Below are 21,524 nucleotides of genomic sequence, written 5' to 3'. Positions count from 1 at the left end.
CCTGACCATTTTTAAGACAAAAAAGTATATGCTACTAACTTGGTGTATTAAAAAATGGGCACGCCCAGAAAACAGACACATACTAACGTTCGTTTTATAATTGGTGTAATCAAATTCTAATTTGCGGTACGGTACTCTTTACAAACGAGCACTAGCTTGAAAGAAATTTGTTGATAAACAAAATCAACTCATCCGTCATTTGTAAGAACAAATTTCTATTTTTACATGTTCTTTTAAACAGTTAAACGCTTCAACATTTACACAGATTTATGTACTTAATTTTTGATACAGAAACTACCGGTTTACCTAAAAGCTGGAATGCTCCTATTACAGATACGGACAACTGGCCTAGGTGTATTCAAATTGCATGGCAGCTCCATGATGAGATGGGAAATGTGTTAGAACACAACGATTTTCTAATACAACCAGACAACTTTAATATTCCGTACGATGCTGAAAGAATTCATGGAATTTCGACTGAATTGGCGGCAGAACAAGGTATTCCTTTAAGTGAAGGTTTGGTTTTATTTAATGAAGCGTTAGCTAAAACGAAGTTTATTGTTGGTCAGAATTTACAGTTCGACCTTAATATTATGGGGTGTGAATTCCATAGATTGGGTGTAGAAAATAATTTAAACTCATTACCGATTCTCGATACTTGTACAGAGAAAACGGCAACAATGTGTCAGATTCCTGGGGGGCGTGGTGGTAAATTTAAACTACCAACTTTAACAGAATTACACAACCATTTATTTGGTGTTGGTTTTGGTGAGGCGCACAACGCAACTGCCGATGTTGAAGCTACAACTCGTTGTTTTTTAGAGTTAATTCGTTTAAGAGAATATACCAAAGAGCAGTTAGATGTAGATGATGATTATTTTAAAAATTTCTCGGAAGCGAACCCAAAACCGATTCAGGTAATTGGTTTAAAACACATCAACCTAAAAAAGGAAAGCGATATAATTCGCCAACGTTTAGAGAAATTAAAAGGTACTGCAACAACTAAATCTACATCAGATGGTTTAGCTGAGTTAGAAAACGTACAATTTTCTCATTTACACAACCATACACAATACTCTGTTTTACAATCTACCATGCAATTGGGTAATATTGTAAAAGCTGCAGCAAAAGACAATATGCCTGCAGTTGCCATGACGGATACGGCAAACATGATGGGTGCTTTCCATTTTGTAAATGCTGTTTTAAACCATAATAAATCTGCAGATACTCCAATGAAACCAATTATTGGTTGTGAGTTTAACATCTGTGAAGATCATAAAAACAAATCGCAAAAAGACAACGGTTATCAGGTTGTTTTGCTTGCTAAAAATAAAAAAGGGTATCACAATTTAGCAAAATTATCTTCTGCAGCCTTTGTAGATGGATTTTACTATGTTCCTAGAATTGATAAAGCACTTGTAGAACAATACAAAGAAGACATTATTGTTTTAACAGGAAACTTATATGGAGAAGTACCTAGTAAAATTCTGAATCTTGGAGAAAAACAAGCTGAAGATGCCTTAATTTGGTGGAAAGAACAATTTAACGACGATTTATATATTGAGTTGATGCGTCATGATCAGCAAGATGAAAAGATTGTAAATGAAACTTTATTAAAGTTTTCTAAAAAGCACGACGTTAAAATTATTGCCACCAACAATACGTTTTACTTAGAACAAAAAGATGCCAATGCACATGATATTTTATTATGTGTAAAAGATGGCGAAAAACAATCTACACCTATTGGTAAAGGGCGTGGTTATAGATACGGATTGCCTAATGACCAGTATTATTTTAAGTCTACGGACGAAATGAAAACGTTGTTTGCAGATATTCCTGAAGCAATTAGTAACATACAAGAAATTGTAGATAAAATTGAAATATTTACACTTGCAAGAGATGTTTTATTACCAGCCTTTAATATTGGTAATGAATTTAAAGATCCGGCGGATGAAGTAGATGGAGGAAAACGTGGAGAAAATAACTTCTTAAAACATTTAACTTTTGAAGGTGCTAAAAAACGTTATGGAGAAATTACAGAACTTATTAAAGAACGGTTAGATTTCGAATTAGAGGTTATTGAAAAAACAGGATATCCTGGTTATTTCTTAATTGTAGAAGATTTTATTAGAGCAGCAAGAAGAATGGATGTTGCCGTAGGTCCTGGTAGGGGTTCTGCTGCCGGTTCTGTAGTTGCTTATTGCCTTTGGATTACAAATATAGATCCTATTAAATACGATTTACTTTTTGAGCGTTTCTTAAATCCAGAACGTGTATCGATGCCCGATATTGATATTGATTTTGATGACGAAGGTCGTGGACGTGTAATGGATTATGTAATTGATAAATATGGTGCAAACCAAGTTGCTCAGATTATTACCTACGGAACCATGGCTGCAAAATCTTCTATTAGAGATACTGCCAGAGTTTTAGATTTACCGCTTTTTGAAGCCGATAGAATTGCAAAATTAATTCCGGGTATTAAACTTAAAAATATTTTTGGTGATGATGCTAAAAGTAAAGGTAAAGTTGATGGTTTACGTGCCGAAGAAAAAGTTCTAATAGAAGAATTAAAACAAATGTCTTACGGAAACGACTTAGTTTCCGAAACAATAAACAAAGCCACTATTTTAGAAGGCTCTGTTAGAAATACAGGTATTCATGCCTGTGGTGTAATTATTACGCCTGGGGATATTACCAATTATGTTCCGGTTGCTTTGGCAAAGGATTCCGATATGTATGTTACACAATTTGACAACTCTGTAGTGGAAGACGCAGGTTTGTTAAAAATGGATTTCTTGGGATTAAAAACGCTGACTTTAATTAAAGACACCGTTAAAATTGTAAAAGCAAGACATAATATTCTATTAGACCCAGAAACGTTTCCTTTAGATGATGTAAAAACATACGAATTGTTCCAAAGAGGAGAAACCGTAGGTATTTTTCAATATGAATCTCCAGGAATGCAGAAACACATGCGTTCTTTAAAACCAACTGTTTTTGCCGATTTAATTGCCATGAATGCCTTGTACAGACCTGGTCCAATGGAATATATTCCGTCTTTTATTAATAGAAAACATGGTACTGAAGATATAGAATACGATTTACCTGCCATGGAAGAGTATTTGGCAGAAACATACGGAATTACAGTTTACCAAGAGCAAGTAATGCTTTTATCACAAAAACTGGCAGACTTTACCAAAGGTGAAGCCGATGTTTTGCGTAAGGCAATGGGTAAAAAACAAATTGCGGTACTAGACAAAATGAAACCAAAGTTTGTAGAACAAGCTGCTGCAAAAGGGCATGATCCTGTAAAATTAGAGAAAATATGGAAGGATTGGGAAGCCTTTGCAAGTTATGCCTTTAACAAATCTCACTCTACGTGTTATGCGTGGATCGCCTATCAAACTGCGTATTTAAAAGCACATTATCCTGCAGAATATATGGCTTCTGTACTTTCTAATAATATGAAAGACATTAAAGCTGTTTCTTTCTTTATGGAAGAATGTAAACGAATGGAATTGCAAGTTTTTGGTCCAGATTTAAATGAATCATTTTTAAAATTCTCTGTTAACCAAGAAGGTGCTGTTCGTTTTGGAATGGCAGCCGTAAAAGGTGTTGGAGCCGGAGCAGTTAGAGCCATCATTAAAGAAAGAGAAGAAAACGGAAACTACAATTCAATTTTTGATTTATCTAAACGAGTAGATTTAAGAGCTGCCAATAAAAAATCTTTTGATAGTTTGATAAAAGCTGGTGCTTTCGATTCTTTTACAGATACTCACAGAGCACAATATTTTGCTACTGACGAAAAAGGAATGACCTTTTTAGAACGCGCCATGAAATTTGGACATAAATATCAAGAAAACGAAAACTCAGCTCAGGTTTCTATGTTTGGAGAAGCTTCTACAGTTCAGTTTCCAGAACCAGATATTCCAGAATGTGAAACTTGGGGAACTATGGAATTATTACAACAAGAAAAAGAAGTTATTGGTATATATATTTCTGCGCATCCTTTAGATGATTTTAAAAACGAAATAAAATTCTGCAACGCTTCTTTGAAATATTTTAAAGCAGATCTTGCAAAGTTTGTAAATATGAATTTAGCTTTTGCTGGTATTGTTACCGATGTACAACACCGAGTTTCTAAAGCAGGTAAAGGTTGGGCTATGTTTACCGTAGAAGATTATGGTGATAGTAATGAGTTTAGAATTTTTGGAGAAGATTACCTAAGGATGCAACACTTTTTAGTGCCTAATCAGTTCTTATTTATACGCACTACCGTGCAACCTGGATGGACCAATAAAGAAACAGGAGTTGTTGGTGAACCTAGATTAAAGTTTTTAGAAATGAAATTGTTACATGATATTATGGATGAACTCTGTAAAAAAGTAACCATTCAACTTCCTTTAAGTGAAATTAAAGAAGATTCTATTTTAAATTTAGAATCCATCTTAAAAAAGACACCGGGTAAACAAAATTTAAATTTCACTATTTGGGATGAGAAAGAAAAATTAGAAATTAGTTTACCTAGTAGAAATACGAAGGTTCACATAACCAATGAGTTGTTAGCCAATTTAGACCAACAACAAATTACCTATAAATTAAACTAAAATGAATTCTATAACCCTTGCAAGAGTTATTCATGTACTGGCGGTTGTTTTATGGATTGGAGGAGTAGCAATGGTTACAACTGTAATAATTCCTGCTGTAAAAAAAATGAAGTCTAAAAAAGACAAACTAACTACTTTTGAAAATATTGAAGGTAGATTTGCAATACAAGCAAAAATTACAACTTTAATTACTGCAATTTCTGGTTTTTATATGATGTATGAATTAAATGCCTGGGAACGTTATTTAGATTATCGTTTTTGGTGGATCCATGCAATGACAATTGTTTGGATCATTTTTACATTAGTTTTATATATTTTAGAACCCTTGGTTTTACACAAACTTTTCAAAAAATATGCAAATGAAAACCCTGAAAAAACCTTTAACATACTTCACAAAGCACATTGGATATTATTAATTATTAGTTTAATTACAATTCTAGGAGCAGTTGCAGGAAGTCATGGATTGTTTTTCATTACATAAACTTTTAATTCATTCTTAATGATTGAATAAAACAAAAATAAGCATGATAAAAACATATTAATGCTTACTTTTGTTTAATATTTTACAAAATAGATGAAACAAAATAAAAACGGAGTTTGGACAAGTTGGAACGAGAATCTAACCTACAATTACGAATCTCTTTATAAAATTACTTCAGAAGAAGAGTTGCAAGAAGTTGTCAAAAATTCAGAAAAAATTCGTGTTTTTGGTAATAAACAATCTTCTGCTGATATTGCTTCTGGAGCCGCAACCTTAATTGACATTAGAACTTATAACAAAATTATTTCTTCTAATGATGCTGAACTTACAATTACAGTGCAATCTGGTGTAATTTTAGGAGATTTACTAGAAGCTGTAGAAGCAAAAGGTTGGTGTATTCCTTGCTTGCCAGATATTAATACCATTACAATTGGTGGCGCTTTAGCAACAGGAACTCATGGTACAAGTGGTAAACTTCTTTCTGAGTACATGACCAAATGTAGTATTGTTCTTGCAGATGGTTCTATTAAAATTATTACAGACAAAGATGATTTAATTGATGCTATAAGAGTTTCTTTGGGTGTTTTTGGTGTGTTTTCTGAAATTACTTTTAAGTGCGAACCTATTTACACTTTACACGTAAAAGAAGGTCCGGAAGATGATAGTGTTTGGTTGCCTAAAATTAATGAACGTTTAAAAAAACATGATTTTCTAAGAATCTTATGGCTTCCCCATACTGATAAAGGATATGTTATTACAGGTGATAAAATAGACCCAAATACAGAAGTAACCGAAGATTTAGGTCCTAAATATTTAAAACATAGAAGAACAGCATCTAAAATATTGTATAAATATTCACACGTTTTTCCTTGGATTACAGCCGTTGCAAACAAACTTTTATATAGAGGTTTTTTTAGCTCTACAAAAGAACACAAAGGCTCGCTATACCAAGCTACCGTTACAAAATCTAGAGGATCTACTTTAGAATTAGCAGAATGGACCATTGGTTTAGACGTTTTTCCTAAAGTTTTTGAAGAATTAAAAACAGAAATAAATAAATGGAGTAACAAATCGTTTATTCATATTCCTATGGATGTTCGTTTTGTGTACAAAGACAAATCTTGGTTAAGCTATGCTTACGAAAAAGACACTGTTACTATGGGGTGTGTTTCTAGAAATGCAGCAACTGCAGATACCTATGAAGCTTTTAAAAGTATTGAAAAAATATTTTTAAAACACGGAGGAAAACCACATTGGGCAAAACGTTTTTCCGCTAAAGATGCAGAACTTTCTAAAGTGTATACAAAATGGGAAGATTTTAAACTTTTAAGAAGAGAATTAGATCCAACTAACAAATTTTTAAATCCGTATTTAACGGAAATATTCAACGAAAAAACAAGTAACTAATGATATTACCTAAAGGATTTTTATTTGATTTTGATGGCGTAATTGTAGATAGTTTTGAAAGCCATTATTCTGCATGGACTTCCGCTTTTAAAGAGTTATTTGATAAAGATATTACTCCGTTTCCTAAAACTCATGCAGGAAAATCCCCAATGATTATTGCTGAATATTTCTGCTCTGTTATTGGTGAGGAAAAACGTACCAAAGAATTATTCCTTTTAAAGGACGAACATATAAAAACACACTTTAAAGTACCTAAGTTATTACCTGGAGTTAGAGAGTTTACAAGCCTTTTGTCCGAAGAAAAAATACCTTACGGAATTGCAAGTAACGCCACAAAACTGTTTTTAAAAAACAGCATCCATCATTTAAACCTAAACTTTACTACCGTTTTTGGGGTACAAGATTATGTAAAACCAAAACCTGCACCAGAAGCCTATATTTTATTGGCAGAAACGCTAGGCTTTAAAGATATTGATTTTAAAGATATTTGGGTTTTTGAAGATAGTTTAACAGGAACAAAAGCGGCTAAAGCAGCAGGAATGGTTGCTATTGGAATTACAACGCAATATTCTGAAGAAGAGTTAAAAGAAGCTGGAAGTGTTTTAGTTTTTCCAACTTTATTGGAAGCTTATGAGTATTTGACTAAATAATATTTCGAATTAAGTAACTTTCTCAACAAGTAACAAGTTTGAAGGTTTTACGTACAGTTTATCATTTCGATTAGAGAGATAAATATCATAAAACACAAAGTTTTGTGTTCTCAATGTTATGCGACTTCTCATAACTTCGAAGTGACAAACTTTATAATTTATCGCTTAAAAACTTAAGCGGTAACCTCTCTAAAAAGCGTTTCTAAATTCTTATTTTGGGTATTTAAGCTAAGAATCTTTAAACCGTTTTCTTGTGCAAAATCAAAAATAACAGGTCGCATATCTTCTTCACTTTCAAAAGTGATAAACCAAGTATTGTCGTAATTATTTTTATAAGAAACCACGTTTGGTAATCTGTTTATGAATTGCTCTTCTATCTTATAATCAAACGTAACTTCTATTACTTGCTGATTATTCTCTTTGAGCTCTGCTAGTTTTTTATCAATTAAAAGTTCTCCTTTTTTAATGATGATCACACGATCGCAAACCGCTTCTACTTCTTGCATAATATGGGTAGAAAAAAGTACCGTTTTATCTTCTCCTAATTCTTTAATCAATGCTCTAATTTCTACCAGTTGATTAGGATCTAAACCAGTTGTTGGCTCATCTAAAATTAACACTTTTGGGTTGTGTAAAATTGCTGCCGCCAAACCAACTCTTTGCTGATATCCTTTAGATAATTGATGTATTTTTTTATGTGCTTCTGCAGTTAAACCAACTTTTTCAATGCAAATTTCTATTTGGCTTTTATCAACCTTAAAAATAGTTGCTTGAAACTGTAAGTATTCACGCACATACATATCAGTATACAAAGGATTGTGCTCTGGCAAATACCCAATAGATTTTTGTGCATCTAATGGATTTTGTAACACATCAATTTCATCAACAAAAACTTCGCCTTCATTCGGTTTTATAAAACCTGTTAAGATTTTCATCATTGTAGATTTCCCTGCACCATTTGGCCCTAGAAAGCCAATTATTTGGCCTTTATCCGCAGAAAAAGAAACATTATTTAATGCTTTTTGAGTTTTATAAACTTTTGAAACCGATGTTACTTTTATAGACATTTAGTAAGAAAATTAGTGATCATTTAAATTAACGATATAAAAATACTTTTAGTTTGTGGCTTTAGAAAGGTTTAATCTAATTTTTCTAATATTCTTCATTCTTAACCAAGCAGCTTTATGTCGTTTTTTATAAAACCATAAAGTTCCTAAATCTAGTAAAAAGTAAAAAAAACTAATTCCTGTTGGTGGATTATGACTTGGTAAAAAATCAAAGATTCCCCAAGCCGTAGTTGGCCACCACCAACATTCGTATGTTGTACCCACTATTTCTAAAAAAGCAACGGCTAAATACATGGTCAGATAAAAAAGCCTTTCTCGGGGTTTCTTTATCAAAATCAAAAGCGTTCCTGCAGTCATTACAAAACCAAAAACATCGTTCCTAAAAATAAGAAATAAGGTAGCATATAGTATAATGATGACTGCTAGTATTTTCTCTAATTTTTGATGATTATTTTTAGTAAAAGCTGTTTTCAAAAAAAACAAAACCCCTGCATATACTAAGGCATGTCCCATAGGGATGTAATGAGGTACATTTTCTAATCTATACGTATACATACCCATTGCTACAGAAAACAAATATTCTCCAAAAAAGCCTAATAAAACAGCATAAAACAGCTGCTCTCTAATTCTTGATGAAACTTTAAAACAGGTTACTGTAAAAACAATTACCATAACTATGTTTGCAATCCATTGAGACTCTCCGTAATTTTCGGTTACATAAACACTGTCTATAAAAAGACCAATAAGTATGTAGAAAAAAAGGATGCCTAATGTTTTTATAAAGGCAGGAAAAAAGGTTTTACTTGTTGATACGCTCATACCGTTATGAAAAAATAGCTTTTTTGAGTTTTCTTTTTATCGTTTTCATAATATCTGTTGGGTAGGTACTTTCTCCCATCATAATCTGAATCATCTTTTCACAGATTCTTTCTCCATATTTTTTAATCAAAAGATTTCTCATTGTTTCGTTTTCATAAAACAACTTAGACAATTTAAAAGCAGATCTTAGTGCAGGTAAAAGGTGTTCTTCTAACTTTTCGTTGTATAATTTTTCTGCTAATTCGCCATTCAATTTACTTTCAATAATTGATTCTGCAGCCATATTACCTGAAAGAATAGCATTTGTAATTCCTTCAGCAGATAACGGATCTGCAAAACCTGCAGCATCACCTACCAAAAAAACATTCTTTCTTACAAAACCATCTTTTCTTAAAGAAACTGGTACTTGAAAACCATGCATTTCCTCACTAATGATTTCCGTAACTTTTAATGTATTCTCTAAATAATCTCTGTAACACTGTTTAAAATCTACTTTTACTTTTCGTAAAGCTCCAACACCAATAGATAAGTGATTTTTCTTTGGAAAACACCAACCATATCCCATAGGAATGGCATCAAAATCTAAACGAACGGTTTTTGATAATCTTTTAAAATCTTCATCATTTACCTCAACCTCATATTCTAATGCAGGTATTAATAAACGTGTTTCTTCCCATCCTGCAAATTTAGCAGTCTTACCTAACGCTCCATCAGCAGCAATTACAAACTTGGTTTTTATCTCTCCTTTAGAAGTATGTAAAGTGATATCTTCCTTAAAAGTAATATCTGTAAGTTTATGATCTTCAAGTAAAGTAACACCTAATTCTTGTGCTTTTTTAACAATAAAATTATCGAAATCTGCACGCATCACCATAGTAATGATGGGCTCATCTTTTTGAATAGAAAACTTTTTATCAATTTTATCAAAAAAGACATCAATATGAAAACATTCTTTTTCTACAACTTCAGTAATATCAAAAGGCATTATTTTTCTTCCGGCCAAACCAAAAGCACCTCCACAAGTTTTATACCTTGGTAAAGTTTCTTTTTCTATTATAACGGTTGATATTCCTTTTTCTGCTAATTTAAAAGCTGCAGAAGCCCCTGCTGGCCCCGAACCTATTATAGCTACGTCAAAAATCATAGAATGTTATTTTTTACAAATATATTGTTTCTTATTTAAAATTTATAACATAAAAAAAGACTCAATAAATTGAGCCTTTTTTATTTAAAATTCTACTTAAATTACAATTGATATTTTACTCTAAGACTAATAAATCTTGGTAAAACAAAGGTTTCATTTATTGTAAAAGCGATATTACTTGTATTTACAGAAGCTCTAGAACCAGAAGCTAAAAGATTGCTTCCTACTAACTCATACTCCCATTTTGCATCTTTATCTTTTCTGTAGGAAAAAGAAGCATCCAAACTCTGAAAAGTATTTGCAACCACTCCATCTTGTTTTACTTCATTATAAGAAAAATCTGAACGAATCGTTAACGATTTCCAAACATAAGCGTCAAAACTAATAGAAGGTGCATTAGTAACTCCTTTTATAATTGCATCTCTAGAACTGTTATCTTGGTCAGACAAACTTAATCTATACCCTAACGATACATTTGGAGCCTTGTTAAAATTGGTACTTACACTTGCAGAATAGCTTTGAGAAAATAGTTTATTAGTATTAAACTCATCATTTAAAGACTGAAATGTTTTACTGTAACCATAATTAGCTCCTAAAGATGTTTTAATCTTGTTAAAAGTTTTACCTAATCTTGCAGACCCCGTAAAGCTCTCATTATCGAAAGGTGAATTTAATGATGTACTCCTTGAAACAACAGAACCTGGTTCAAAAATTGTATTTGAGTTAATTTGATCTATTGTTTTCTTATAATTAAGCCTAGCAAATACGTTTGTGTAATTAAATAAATTAAAGCTAGAATAATTTAAGTTCACATTATGTAAATGTGCATTGTCTAACTCGTGATTACCATAATAAAAAGAATTATAGCTATTGGCAACAATACCTCTTGCAAGTTGATTAACATCTGTAAAATTAACTTCTTGTTTATAAGAAAATTGCAAAGACTCACTTTGTTTAAACTGTGCTATTATTGACAATTCTGGAAAGAATTTTTGAAATTGATCTTCAAAAATATCTGTTTCGTATTGTGTATTTTTAACATTATAAGCGTGTACTGTAAAACCCGGAGTAAAGGTAAAAATACCTGCTTTTAAACGATATCTTAACCCTGCATAAATATCAGAAAAACCATATTCTGTATCATTTGTAAATGATCTAGCATCATCTTCCGGAATAGTTCCTGTTGGAGTAAACTCGCTTCCATCATCTAAAATTTGAAAAAACTTAGAATCAAAATTTTGCTTACTTTGTATGGTACCAACTACAAAGTTTAAATTACTCTTATCATTTAAAATATTATAGTAATCTAACTTTACATCTAATTGATTCGATTTTACACGTCTGTCTTGTTCTAAAGTATACATTAAATTACTTGAACCTGTTTCTTCATTTAAACCTAACTTATCTGCTTCATCAACAAAGTTATCTTTATCTAAAGAAGCCACATAAAAAGGATCTTCATCTTGTAGTAAATGCTTTGCTTCTAATGCAAAGATATTTTTTTCGTTTGCTGTGTAAAAATAACTAAAGTTCTGGTTAATTGTATAAGGTGTTGCTTTTTCATCTTCTGTAATATCACCTAAAACATTAGACTCAACATCATCTTTTCTAAATTCGTTTGTAAAACGACCAATTAAATCATAATTAAATTGCTTTCTTGCATTTTGCTTATACCCAGCGCTCAATTTAATCAACCCTGTATTACTTGTTTGATCTGTTCTGCTCTCAGTATATTCATCTGGAGTCTCAGCATCTATATAATCTGTATCTACATTATTTTGTTGTCCGTTGCTATTACTAGAAAATATTAAGAATCCGCTTAAATCTAGTTTTGTAGTTGGAGAATAACTAAAATTCATAGCCGTTAATTTTGTTTCAATTCTATTCGCATTTCTAGCATTTGCAGTTAGAAAACCAATACCAGCACTTGCTAAACTTAAATTTGTTCCGTTAGATGGACTTTGGCTCCTAAAACCACCACTAAAACTTCTAATATCTCCTCTATCTAAAACAACTTCTCCCATATTATTAACATCACCAATAACATTAATAGTATATTTTGGCGAGTAATAAAATAATTTTGGTTGTAATAAATACAAAGTTTCATCTGGTGCATTTCCTGCTCCTGCAGTTATATCTCCAAACCAGAAATTCTTTTTTCCTTCTTTAAGTTTAATGTTTATAGCAACTCTATCTTCATTATTTTGTACCCCACTAAGCTGACTTACATCTGCGTAATTTCTTAAAACCTCTATTTTATCTAAGGCATTAGAAGGAATATTTTTGGTAGCTAGCTTTGTATCTCCATCAAAGAAATCCTTACCATCAATCATTATTTTTTCTACCGTTTTCCCTTCTACTTCAATTTCTCCATTATCATTAATTTCTACACCAGGTAATTTTTTCAGTACATCTTCTAGTTTTCTTTCGGTACCATTTTGAAAAGAATCTGCATTGTAAACAATCGTATCTCCTTTTACCGTAACAGGCATTTTAGAAACAATATTTATTCCATCTAAAGCATTGTCAAAAGCCAACATTACATTGGTAACAATAGCATCGGACTTTGTTTCTATTGTAAAGTCTGCAGACTTCATACCTACATAACTTATCTTTAATAAAACAGTAGTATTTTTTTCTACGTTTAATTTATAGAAACCTTTTTCATCTGTAAAACCGTAAGATGCTATTTTATTAGTTACCTTATCTATAGCCAAAACATTTGCCATCTCTAGAGGCTCACCAATACTATCTTTAACAACACCTGTTAGTTTTACTTGGGCGTTTGTAAAAAGTGTAACCATAAAAATGGCTAAGAATATTATTTTTTTCATTACTTAAAATTGAGTTCTAATTATTTTAGTTTTTTTTTAAGAACGTCCGCCCCCACGATTACCACCTCTACCTCTATTTTGAAAGTTTTGTCTTAATTCTTCCATCTTTTTAGTTACAGTTTCTGTGTATTTTTCTCTAGTTATTTTTTTTCCTTTTGATGGTGCTTCAATAGCTTCTTTTTCTGAAGGATTCAAAACAATCTCTGTACATAAAATAGTAGTTGTTCCTTCATTTATTTCTAAGATCAAACCAGGTAAACCCCAGTATTCTCCAGGACCATTACTAACTGGCACTTGTGGCGTATACCATGCAGTTACCAATACTTGTTTTACTTCTTTTGCTTCTTCTTTTTTTTCTGTTTCCTCTCCTCCTCTTGGTCTTCTAAAATTAGAAAAATCTAAAGGATTTGCATCTTTAAGTAATGTTGCTTTATAACAAAGATAATTACCAATCTGCTTGGTTTCTGCCCCTAATTCCCATTGAGGTTGCTCCATTTCATCAGAAACTAAAAACTTTTTTCCAAAAAATTCTGTAGCTTCTAATGACACTTTATCTTTGGTATTTTTATATTTAGTTCCCCCACTAGAAAAACCTCCAAATCTTGGTCCTCTTCCACTTCCACCTGTTGTTGGTGCTGCCAATTTTTCATCTTCTTTATATAGAGATGAACTTTTATCAAAGTTTAAAATAAATGTTTTTTCTAATTGAGATTTCATTCTTTCTTGAATCTGTTTTTTTCTTGCTTCAGAAAGCTGTTCTCCACCACGAGCAAAATTGTCTAAGTCTACCGAAGTTTTAGACATATAGGTAGCTTTCCCTTGAAAATCTTGTTGCCCAAAAGTAATAATTGATACAAGTGTAAAAATGAATGTAAATAATGATTTCATGTGTTTGAGTTTAATGATCTATAAAATAAATAGAATTACATTTATTAAGACTCAAAAGAAACCTGAAAGTTTAATTGAAAAATTTAAAATAGCTTTATTTCTTAAAGTTTGATGATTTTTTAAATGATAAGCACTATAAATTTTAGTTATAAATTAACCTGTTCGCCTTTTCTGTTTATTATTTTACCTATTTTTGCGACTCTGTTTAATCTTATTAGAATTTAATTTATGCACGTTGCAATTGCAGGAAATATAGGCGCAGGTAAAACCACGCTAACCAAATTATTAGCCAAACATTACAAATGGAAACCTCATTTTGAGTCTGTTGATGAAAATCCGTATTTAGACGATTTTTATACAGAAATGGAGCGTTGGTCTTTTAATTTACAAGTTTATTTTTTAAATAGTCGTTTTCGTCAGATTTTAGAATTAAGAGAATCTGGTGAAAATATCATTCAGGATAGAACTATTTATGAAGACGCACATATTTTTGCACCTAATTTACATGCAATGGGTCTAATGACTAATAGAGACTATAATAATTATAGTTCTTTGTTTGAGTTGATGGAAAATTTGGTTACACCTCCAGATTTATTAATTTATTTACGTGCAGACATTTCTACTTTAGTAGGACAAATTCATAAACGTGGTAGAGATTATGAAAACACTATTAGTATCGATTATTTAAGTAGGTTAAACGAGCGTTATGAAGCTTGGATATCTACCTATACAAAAGGGAAATTACTAATAATTGATGTAGATAACTTAGATTTTGTAGACAACCAAGAAGACTTAGGCTATATAATAGACAGAATAGACGCTCAAATAAATGGGCTTTTTTAGAACAAGATATTAAATTTCCTTTTTACCGAAATTACAATTCGAGAACCTACAAGGCAAAGTCTTGTGAGATTTTTATAAAAGTAAAAGAGACCGTGAAAACGGTCTCTTTCTTTTTGTGATATTTCACAAATTTGGTAGTTTGTCCCCCAACATCCTACCAATTATTTAAAAGTAATCAATTAAATATTTCTATTTGATTATCTACTATTTCTTTTATTGGAATAATTACTTTTCCTTTTTCAGTAATTAACACCACACAAATATTATCTATCATACCAACAACACCTTCTATGCCATTAACACTTATTTTATCTCCTTCTTGTATGTTTTTTCTGGTATAATAACCAAATAACAATCTTTTTATTACATCTCTAGAACCTAATCCAAAAGCAATGGTAAAGGAAGCTAAAATTGCTCCGAGAATTATAGATAAGTTACTTGTTATTAAATCTGTATTAACTCCCGCTTGGTTTAACGCAGTAACAGTAACTATTATTGCTAATAAATAAAAAGCAATATTACCTACTAAATTACCTCCAGTTAATTCTAAAGACTTAAACATCGCAAACAACGTTTTCTTTAGTATGTTTGCAATATAAATACCTATTGCAAAAATAACTAAGGCGCTAATTAACCTCGGTAAATACCCAATTAAATTACTTAATTGTTTAGAAACCATTCTTAAGCCTAAAAGCTCTGCTCCAACAATTATAAAAACTAAAATTAAAACCCATTTAATAGCTGTAATAATTATTTTAGTTGGTTGAATTTTTAAAGATGATTCTCCAAAAATTTCATCTACATGAAGTTTTTCTGGTAAGCTATCTAATTTGGTAAAACCCAATGCTTTTTTTATAATGTAAAGCAATAACTTTATTAAAAGCCATCCAATTATTAAAAACATAATTCCTTTTAATAACTGCGGCAAAAAGTCCGTAAAGTTATCCCAAAGTTTTTGTAGAAAACTAAAATCTATATTAGCATTTATTGCTAGTATTTTGTTGGTCATTATTTTCAATTTTTTCGATTAGCCTTACTATCATTACTCAAAAAATCGCCAATTGTATTTGGATATTTCACTAAAAATAAATCAGCAATATCTAAAGTAAATTTAATCATCCCAATATCGCTTAGTACTTTTTCTTTGAGAACCTTAGGCACACTATGGTGGTGTATAATTTTCTTAAAAGGATTGCTCATAACTATAACTCTTCATACGTTCTTACAACTTTTTGTTTCGCTCTTTTAATTCTCATCTTAACAGCGCTTTCACCAATGTTTAAAAAATCTTTAATTTCTTTAATTGACATATCATCTTGATATTTCATTAAAAGAATCATCTTTTCTGTTGGATCAATTAAAGACAATGCTTTTGCTAATTTTTCTGATTTTAACTCAAATAAAGTTAAATCATCAATTTCTTGCGAAAGATCATCGTCTTGTATATTATCTGTAACAACCGTAACTTTTTCTTTCTTCTTAAAATCATTCCTTTGTACATAATTTACACAGAAATTATACGTAAAAGAATATAACCAAGTAGAAAACTTAGAGTTACCTTTAAAGGTTTTTAATTTTACAAATAACCTGATAAAAACATCATGTGTTAAATCTTCTGCTTCTTCCTTATTTTTAGAAAAACCATAACATTTGTTATAAACAACTTTAGAAAATCGATCATACAAAACAGCAAACAATTGCGTGTTGTTTGTTGCTACTATTTTAAAGATTAATTCCTCGTCGCTTAAAGCTTTAACGTCTATTGTTTTCAATTCAGTTATTATTTTGACACAAAGAAATCAAAGAAGTCACTATTAAATAAAAAAAAAAGTTAACAGGTAATTTTATGTCGTTGAATGGTAAAAAACATACTTTAAAAAAAATAATGAAACTTTTTGTAACATTTTCTTAAATACCAACGTATAATAGATTGTAGCAATACATTAATCCTTTAAAAAGTCATAGAGAATTAGATGAGACAACTTAAAATTACCAAGCAGGTTACTAATAGAGAAACCGCATCGTTAGATAAATATTTACAAGAAATAGGAAAAGTAGACTTAATTACTGCAGATGAAGAAGTAGAATTGGCACAGCTTATTAAGGCAGGAGACCAAAGAGCTTTAGAGAAATTAACGAAAGCCAATTTAAGATTTGTGGTATCTGTTGCAAAACAATATCAAAATCAAGGATTAACTTTACCCGATTTAATTAACGAAGGAAACTTAGGTTTAATTAAAGCTGCTAAACGTTTCGATGAAACGCGTGGTTTTAAATTTATATCGTATGCCGTTTGGTGGATTCGTCAATCTATCTTACAAGCATTAGCAGAGCAATCTAGAATTGTACGTTTACCGTTAAATAAAATTGGTTCTATCAATAAAATTAACAAAATGTATGCTTTCTTAGAGCAAGAAAATGAAAGACCTCCAAGTCCGGAAGAAATTGCTAAGAAACTAGACATGACGGTGAATGACGTAAAAGAATCTATGAAAAATTCTGGACGTCACGTATCTATGGATGCACCATTAATTGAAGGTGAAGATTCTAACTTATACGACGTTTTAAACTCTGGTGAGTCTCCAAACCCAGATAGAGTTTTATTACACGAATCTTTAAGAATAGAAATTAACAGAGCCTTAGAAACATTAACTCCACGTGAGGCAGATGTTGTAAAATTATACTTCGGTTTAGGTGAGCACCAACCAATGACTTTAGAAGAAATTGGTGAAACTTTCGATTTAACTCGTGAGCGTGTTCGTCAAATTAAAGAAAAAGCAATTAGAAGATTAAAACACACTTCTAGATCTAAAATTTTAATGACTTACTTAGGTTAATCATTAATCTTTATAAAACTTAAAAACTCTCGAATTTATTTTCGAGAGTTTTTTTTTACACACCTCACTGCAAGACACAACCTTGTCTTTTCGAAGAAGGAGGAATCACATAAAGCTATATTTTTTTTGAAGCTATTTCCCACTTTCCGTTATATCTTTTTTCTTCTGTTCTCCATACAAATTTTTCATACTTCAAAATTCACTCGAACTGACAGAAAAAAGGATGCCACTTCAATCGGGGTTAAACTTGTTTAAACTATTATCATAAATAAACATCTAACTTCATACTAATGACCTACTTTTATTTTTTTTGTAGAAATTCAAATTGCAAGAAACCGCAAGCATCCAAAGATTACCCAATGCTGGTGCGAGCGTCTCGCTCGTACCTCATAAATCAGTTATAAAAGGCAACAATTGGTGTCAGTGCACTAGCGACACGCTCGCCCTAGCGGACAAACACTTTAATTAGACATTTTACATTTTCGGGAACTTCTACCAAACTTAAAAAATTAACCACATAGACACATAGAAAGCATAGTATTTGCAATGCAGGTGAGAGCGTCTCACTCGTACCGTTTAAATTAGTTGTAAAAGATAAAATAATATGATCGGTGGTTTTGGCACGAGCGAGACGCTCGCGCTAGCGGATATTTTATTACTCCAATTAACACCTACAAATCATCTATTAAAAAAATATATAACTTCATGTTATCGACCTACTTTTATTTTTTTTCTAGAAATTACAAATTGTAAGGAACGGCAAGCATCCAAAGAACGTAGTGGTCTAGAGGCCCAATGCTGGTGAGAGCGTCTCGCTCGTACCTCATAAATCAGTTATAAAAGGCAACAATTGGTGGCAGTGCACTAGCGGCACGCTCTCCCTAGCGGATAAACACTTTAATTAGACATTTTACATTTTCGGGAACTTCTACCGAACTTAAAAAATTAACCACATAGACACATAGAAAGCATAGTATTTGCAATGCAGGTAAGAGCCTCTCACTCGTACCGTTTAAATTAGTTGTAAAAGATAAAATAATATGATCGGTGGTTTTGGCACGAGCGAGACGCTCGCGCTAGCGGATATTTTATTACTCCGATTAACACCTACAAATCATCTATTAAAAAAACATATAACTTCATACTACTTACCTACTTTTATTTTTTATTGTAGAAGTTCAAATTACAAGAAACGGCAAGCATCCAAAGATTACCCAATGCTGGTGCGAGCGTCTCGCTCGTACCTCATAAATCAGTTATAAAAGGCAACAATTGGTGGCAGTGCACTAGCGACACGCTCGCCCTAGCGGATAAACACTTTAATTAGACATTTTACATTTTCGGGAACTTCTACCGAACTTAAAAAATTAACCACATAGACACATAGAAAGCATAGTATTTGCAATGCAGGTGAGAGCGCCTCGCTCGTACCGTTTAAATTAGTTGTAAAAGATAAAATAATATGATCGGTGGTTTTGGCACGAGCGAGACGCTCGCGCTAGCGGATATTTTATTACTCCGATTAACACCTACAAATCATCAACATATAACTTCATGTTATCGACCTACTTTTATTTTTTTTCTAGAAATTCAAATTGTAAGGAACGGCAAGCATCCAAAGAACGCAGTGGTCTGGATGCGATAGATGAATACAAAGTAGAATACTATAAAATTAAAATCAATCTAGATTTTTGTTGAAGATTGTACTGAACTTCATTCAGTATTCATCAATGGAAAAGAAAAAGAGATAAAACAAACATACAGATTATGCAGCCCTCTAACTAACACCTGCAAATCACCTATTAAAAAATTACTTTCTTATTCTTTCATCAACTAATCAATTAAGTACCTTTGCAAAATAAAATCACAACACAACAACAAAACAATGAGTAATTTAATTGCACCTTCAATTTTAGCAGCAGATTTTGCTAACTTACAAAGAGACGTAGAAATGGTAAACAATAGTGAAGCAGATTGGTTTCATATTGATATTATGGACGGAGTTTTTGTACCAAACATTTCTTTTGGAATGCCAGTTTTAAAAGCAATTGCAAAACACGCTACCAAAACAATAGATGTACATTTAATGATTGTAAATCCAGATCAGTACATACAAACATTTGCAGATTTAGGCGCAGACATTTTAACTGTACATTACGAAGCTTGTACACATTTACACAGAACAGTACAAGCTATAAAAGCTGCAGGAATGAAAGCCGGAGTTGCTTTAAATCCGCACACACCAATTGCTGTTTTAGAAGACATTATAGAAGATTTAGATGTAGTTTGTATAATGAGTGTAAATCCTGGATTTGGCGGACAATCATTTATAGAAAATACGTATAAAAAAGTAAGTCAATTAAAACACTTAATCGATTTTACAGAATCTGAATGTCAAATAGAAATAGACGGAGGCGTTACTTCTTATAACGCAAATGCATTAATAGAAGCTGGAGCAAATATTTTAGTAGCTGGTAGTTTTGTTTTTGGATCTGAAAATCCAACACAAACTATTGCCGACTTAAAAAAGACAATCGAATAATTGTTATACACAGTCGTTGACATAGAAACAACAGGAAATGGATACAAAGGTTCTAAAATAACTGAAATATCCATTTTTGTTTTTGACGGTAAAAAAGTCATAGACGAGTTTACTTCTTTGGTAAACCCAGAGCAAAATATTCCCGCATTTATTACCAATCTAACAGGTATTACAAATGCTATGGTTAGAAATGCACCTAAGTTTTACGAAATTGCAAAAAAAGTTACAGAAATTACGCAAGACACTATTTTTGTGGCTCATAATGTCAACTTCGATTATAATATTATTCAGGAGGAATTTAAAAATTTAGGCTTTGATTTTAAACGAAAAAAACTCTGTACCGTTCGGTTAACTAGAAAAATAATGCCTGGTTTAAGTTCTTACAGTTTAGGGAATATTTGTACTCATGAAAACATTCCTATAATTGGCAGACACCGCGCAAAAGGAGATGCGAAAGCTACTACCGAATTGTTTAGAAGATTGATAGAAAGAGACGATAATTTTACTATCAATTCTTTTTTAAATCCAAAATCTAGACAAGCAACCTTACCTCCGCTTTTAGACAAAAAAGTTGTCGATAATTTACCCGAAACTTTTGGCGTTTATTACTTTAAAAACATAGAGAAAGAAATTATTTATGTTGGCAAAGCAAATAATATAAAGCAACGTGTGATCAGTCATTTTTATGATAAAAAGAAAAAAGAGCAAACCATGTGTATGGAAACTGCCGACATTTCTTTTACAAAAACAGGAAGTGAATTATTAGCACTGTTGCATGAATCTGCAGAAATAAAACACCGATACCCAAAATTTAACAGAGCACAAAGAAGAGCTGGTGAAGCTATTGGTTTATTTTCTTATGAAGACCAAAAAGGAATCATCCATTTAGCCTATAATCGGTTAAAATTGGCTCCAAACCCTATAATGAAATATTATACTGTTGCAGAATGTAGAAATCATTTAGAAACACTTTGCAAAGAATTTGAATTGTGCCCTAAATATTGTCACTTACAAACCAATGTTGCCAGTTGTTTTCATTATCAACTAAAAGAATGTAAAGGTGTTTGTTGTGACAAAGAATCGGTAGAAGATTATAATAAACGTGTAAAAGAAGCAATTAAATCGGTAGGTATTGGCGCAGAAAACTTAGTGATAAAAGAAACAGGTAGAACGGAAAACGAAGTAGGTTTTGCTTTAATTTTAGACGGAATTTACAAAGGTTTTGGTTATGTAGATATCCATCAGACTGAACAATTAGAAAACCCAGAAGATTACCAGTTTTTTGTAGAACCTAAAAAAGATAATAGAGATATTCAGCGTATTATTGCTGCTTATTTAAAAAAACAAAACACTAATAATAATGAAGCTACTTTATAGGTTCCATTCATATTAACAGTATTTC

At 31.6% G+C, this 21,524-nt stretch carries 15 protein-coding genes; 8 read left to right on the top strand and 7 right to left on the bottom strand.

The window, feature by feature from the left end; translation table 11 throughout:
• The first annotated feature begins 269 nt into the window (after nt 1–269).
• From dnaE to H0I29_RS09575, 4 genes are all read left to right on the top strand, one after another.
• Nucleotides 270–4,610 (top strand): DNA polymerase III subunit alpha, encoded by a 4,341-nt coding sequence (gene dnaE / locus H0I29_RS09590; protein WP_218752107.1) that lies wholly within the window; start codon nt 270–272, stop codon nt 4,608–4,610.
• Nucleotide 4,611: 1 nt separating this feature from the next.
• A complete protein-coding gene (locus H0I29_RS09585) occupies nt 4,612–5,091 on the top strand; it encodes a hypothetical protein (RefSeq protein ID WP_218732551.1) in 480 nt (159 codons plus the stop codon).
• Nucleotides 5,092–5,184: 93 nt separating this feature from the next.
• Nucleotides 5,185–6,498 carry a D-arabinono-1,4-lactone oxidase gene (locus H0I29_RS09580; protein WP_218752106.1) on the top strand — a complete coding sequence of 438 codons (1,314 nt, stop codon included), beginning with the start codon at nt 5,185–5,187 and terminating at the stop codon, nt 6,496–6,498.
• Entirely contained in the window at nt 6,498–7,148 is a 651-nt protein-coding gene (locus H0I29_RS09575; protein ID WP_254712605.1) for an HAD family phosphatase, read from the top strand. The genes H0I29_RS09580 and H0I29_RS09575 overlap by 1 nt, the downstream gene beginning before the upstream one ends.
• Nucleotides 7,149–7,321: 173 nt before the next feature.
• Here the strand turns inward: H0I29_RS09575 and gldA are convergent, their stop codons facing one another.
• From gldA to H0I29_RS09550, 5 genes are all read right to left on the bottom strand, one after another.
• Nucleotides 7,322–8,215 (bottom strand): gliding motility-associated ABC transporter ATP-binding subunit GldA, encoded by an 894-nt coding sequence (gldA, locus tag H0I29_RS09570; RefSeq protein ID WP_218752105.1) that lies wholly within the window; start codon nt 8,213–8,215, stop codon nt 7,322–7,324.
• Nucleotides 8,216–8,263: 48 nt separating this feature from the next.
• Nucleotides 8,264–9,034, bottom strand: coding sequence for a hypothetical protein (locus H0I29_RS09565; RefSeq protein ID WP_218752104.1), 771 nt, complete (start codon nt 9,032–9,034; stop codon nt 8,264–8,266).
• 4 nt (nt 9,035–9,038) lie between these two features.
• A complete protein-coding gene (locus tag H0I29_RS09560; RefSeq protein ID WP_218752102.1) occupies nt 9,039–10,178 on the bottom strand; it encodes an NAD(P)/FAD-dependent oxidoreductase in 1,140 nt (379 codons plus the stop codon).
• A gap of 101 nt (nt 10,179–10,279) precedes the next feature.
• Nucleotides 10,280–13,012: a carboxypeptidase-like regulatory domain-containing protein gene (locus H0I29_RS09555; protein WP_218752100.1), complete on the bottom strand. Its 2,733-nt coding sequence runs from the start codon at nt 13,010–13,012 to the stop codon at nt 10,280–10,282.
• A 36-nt stretch (nt 13,013–13,048) separates the two neighbouring features.
• Nucleotides 13,049–13,900 (bottom strand): GLPGLI family protein, encoded by an 852-nt coding sequence (locus H0I29_RS09550; RefSeq protein WP_218732545.1) that lies wholly within the window; start codon nt 13,898–13,900, stop codon nt 13,049–13,051.
• 228 nt (nt 13,901–14,128) lie between these two features.
• On the opposite strand from H0I29_RS09550, the gene H0I29_RS09545 reads away from it, so the two are divergent.
• Complete coding sequence (locus tag H0I29_RS09545) at nt 14,129–14,743, top strand: deoxynucleoside kinase (RefSeq protein ID WP_165732055.1); 615 nt, start codon at nt 14,129–14,131, stop codon at nt 14,741–14,743.
• Between the two features lie 175 nt (nt 14,744–14,918).
• Here the strand turns inward: H0I29_RS09545 and H0I29_RS09540 are convergent, their stop codons facing one another.
• Together H0I29_RS09540 and H0I29_RS09535 are read right to left on the bottom strand one after the other, a co-directional pair.
• Complete coding sequence (locus tag H0I29_RS09540) at nt 14,919–15,752, bottom strand: small-conductance mechanosensitive channel (protein WP_218752099.1); 834 nt, start codon at nt 15,750–15,752, stop codon at nt 14,919–14,921.
• A gap of 193 nt (nt 15,753–15,945) precedes the next feature.
• On the bottom strand, nt 15,946–16,515 hold the full coding sequence (locus H0I29_RS09535; RefSeq protein ID WP_165732051.1) for an RNA polymerase sigma factor: 570 nt from the start codon (nt 16,513–16,515) through the stop codon (nt 15,946–15,948).
• Nucleotides 16,516–16,716: 201 nt separating this feature from the next.
• Between H0I29_RS09535 and H0I29_RS09530 the strand changes: the two genes are divergently transcribed.
• From H0I29_RS09530 to H0I29_RS09520, 3 genes are all read left to right on the top strand, one after another.
• The gene (locus tag H0I29_RS09530) at nt 16,717–17,580 is read left to right on the top strand and encodes an RNA polymerase sigma factor RpoD/SigA (protein WP_015482077.1); all 864 of its coding nucleotides are present in this window, start codon (nt 16,717–16,719) and stop codon (nt 17,578–17,580) included.
• Between the two features lie 1,885 nt (nt 17,581–19,465).
• Nucleotides 19,466–20,122: a ribulose-phosphate 3-epimerase gene (gene rpe / locus H0I29_RS09525; RefSeq protein ID WP_218752098.1), complete on the top strand. Its 657-nt coding sequence runs from the start codon at nt 19,466–19,468 to the stop codon at nt 20,120–20,122.
• The gene (locus H0I29_RS09520; protein WP_218752097.1) at nt 20,123–21,499 is read left to right on the top strand and encodes an exonuclease domain-containing protein; all 1,377 of its coding nucleotides are present in this window, start codon (nt 20,123–20,125) and stop codon (nt 21,497–21,499) included.
• Nucleotides 21,500–21,524 lie beyond the last annotated feature (25 nt).

The organism is Polaribacter sp. R2A056_3_33 (genome assembly GCF_019278485.1).
Classification (GTDB): Bacteria; Bacteroidota; Bacteroidia; order Flavobacteriales; family Flavobacteriaceae; genus Polaribacter.
Note: the sequence above shows the minus strand (reverse complement) of the source record. Positions and strands in the feature narration are given on the sequence as shown.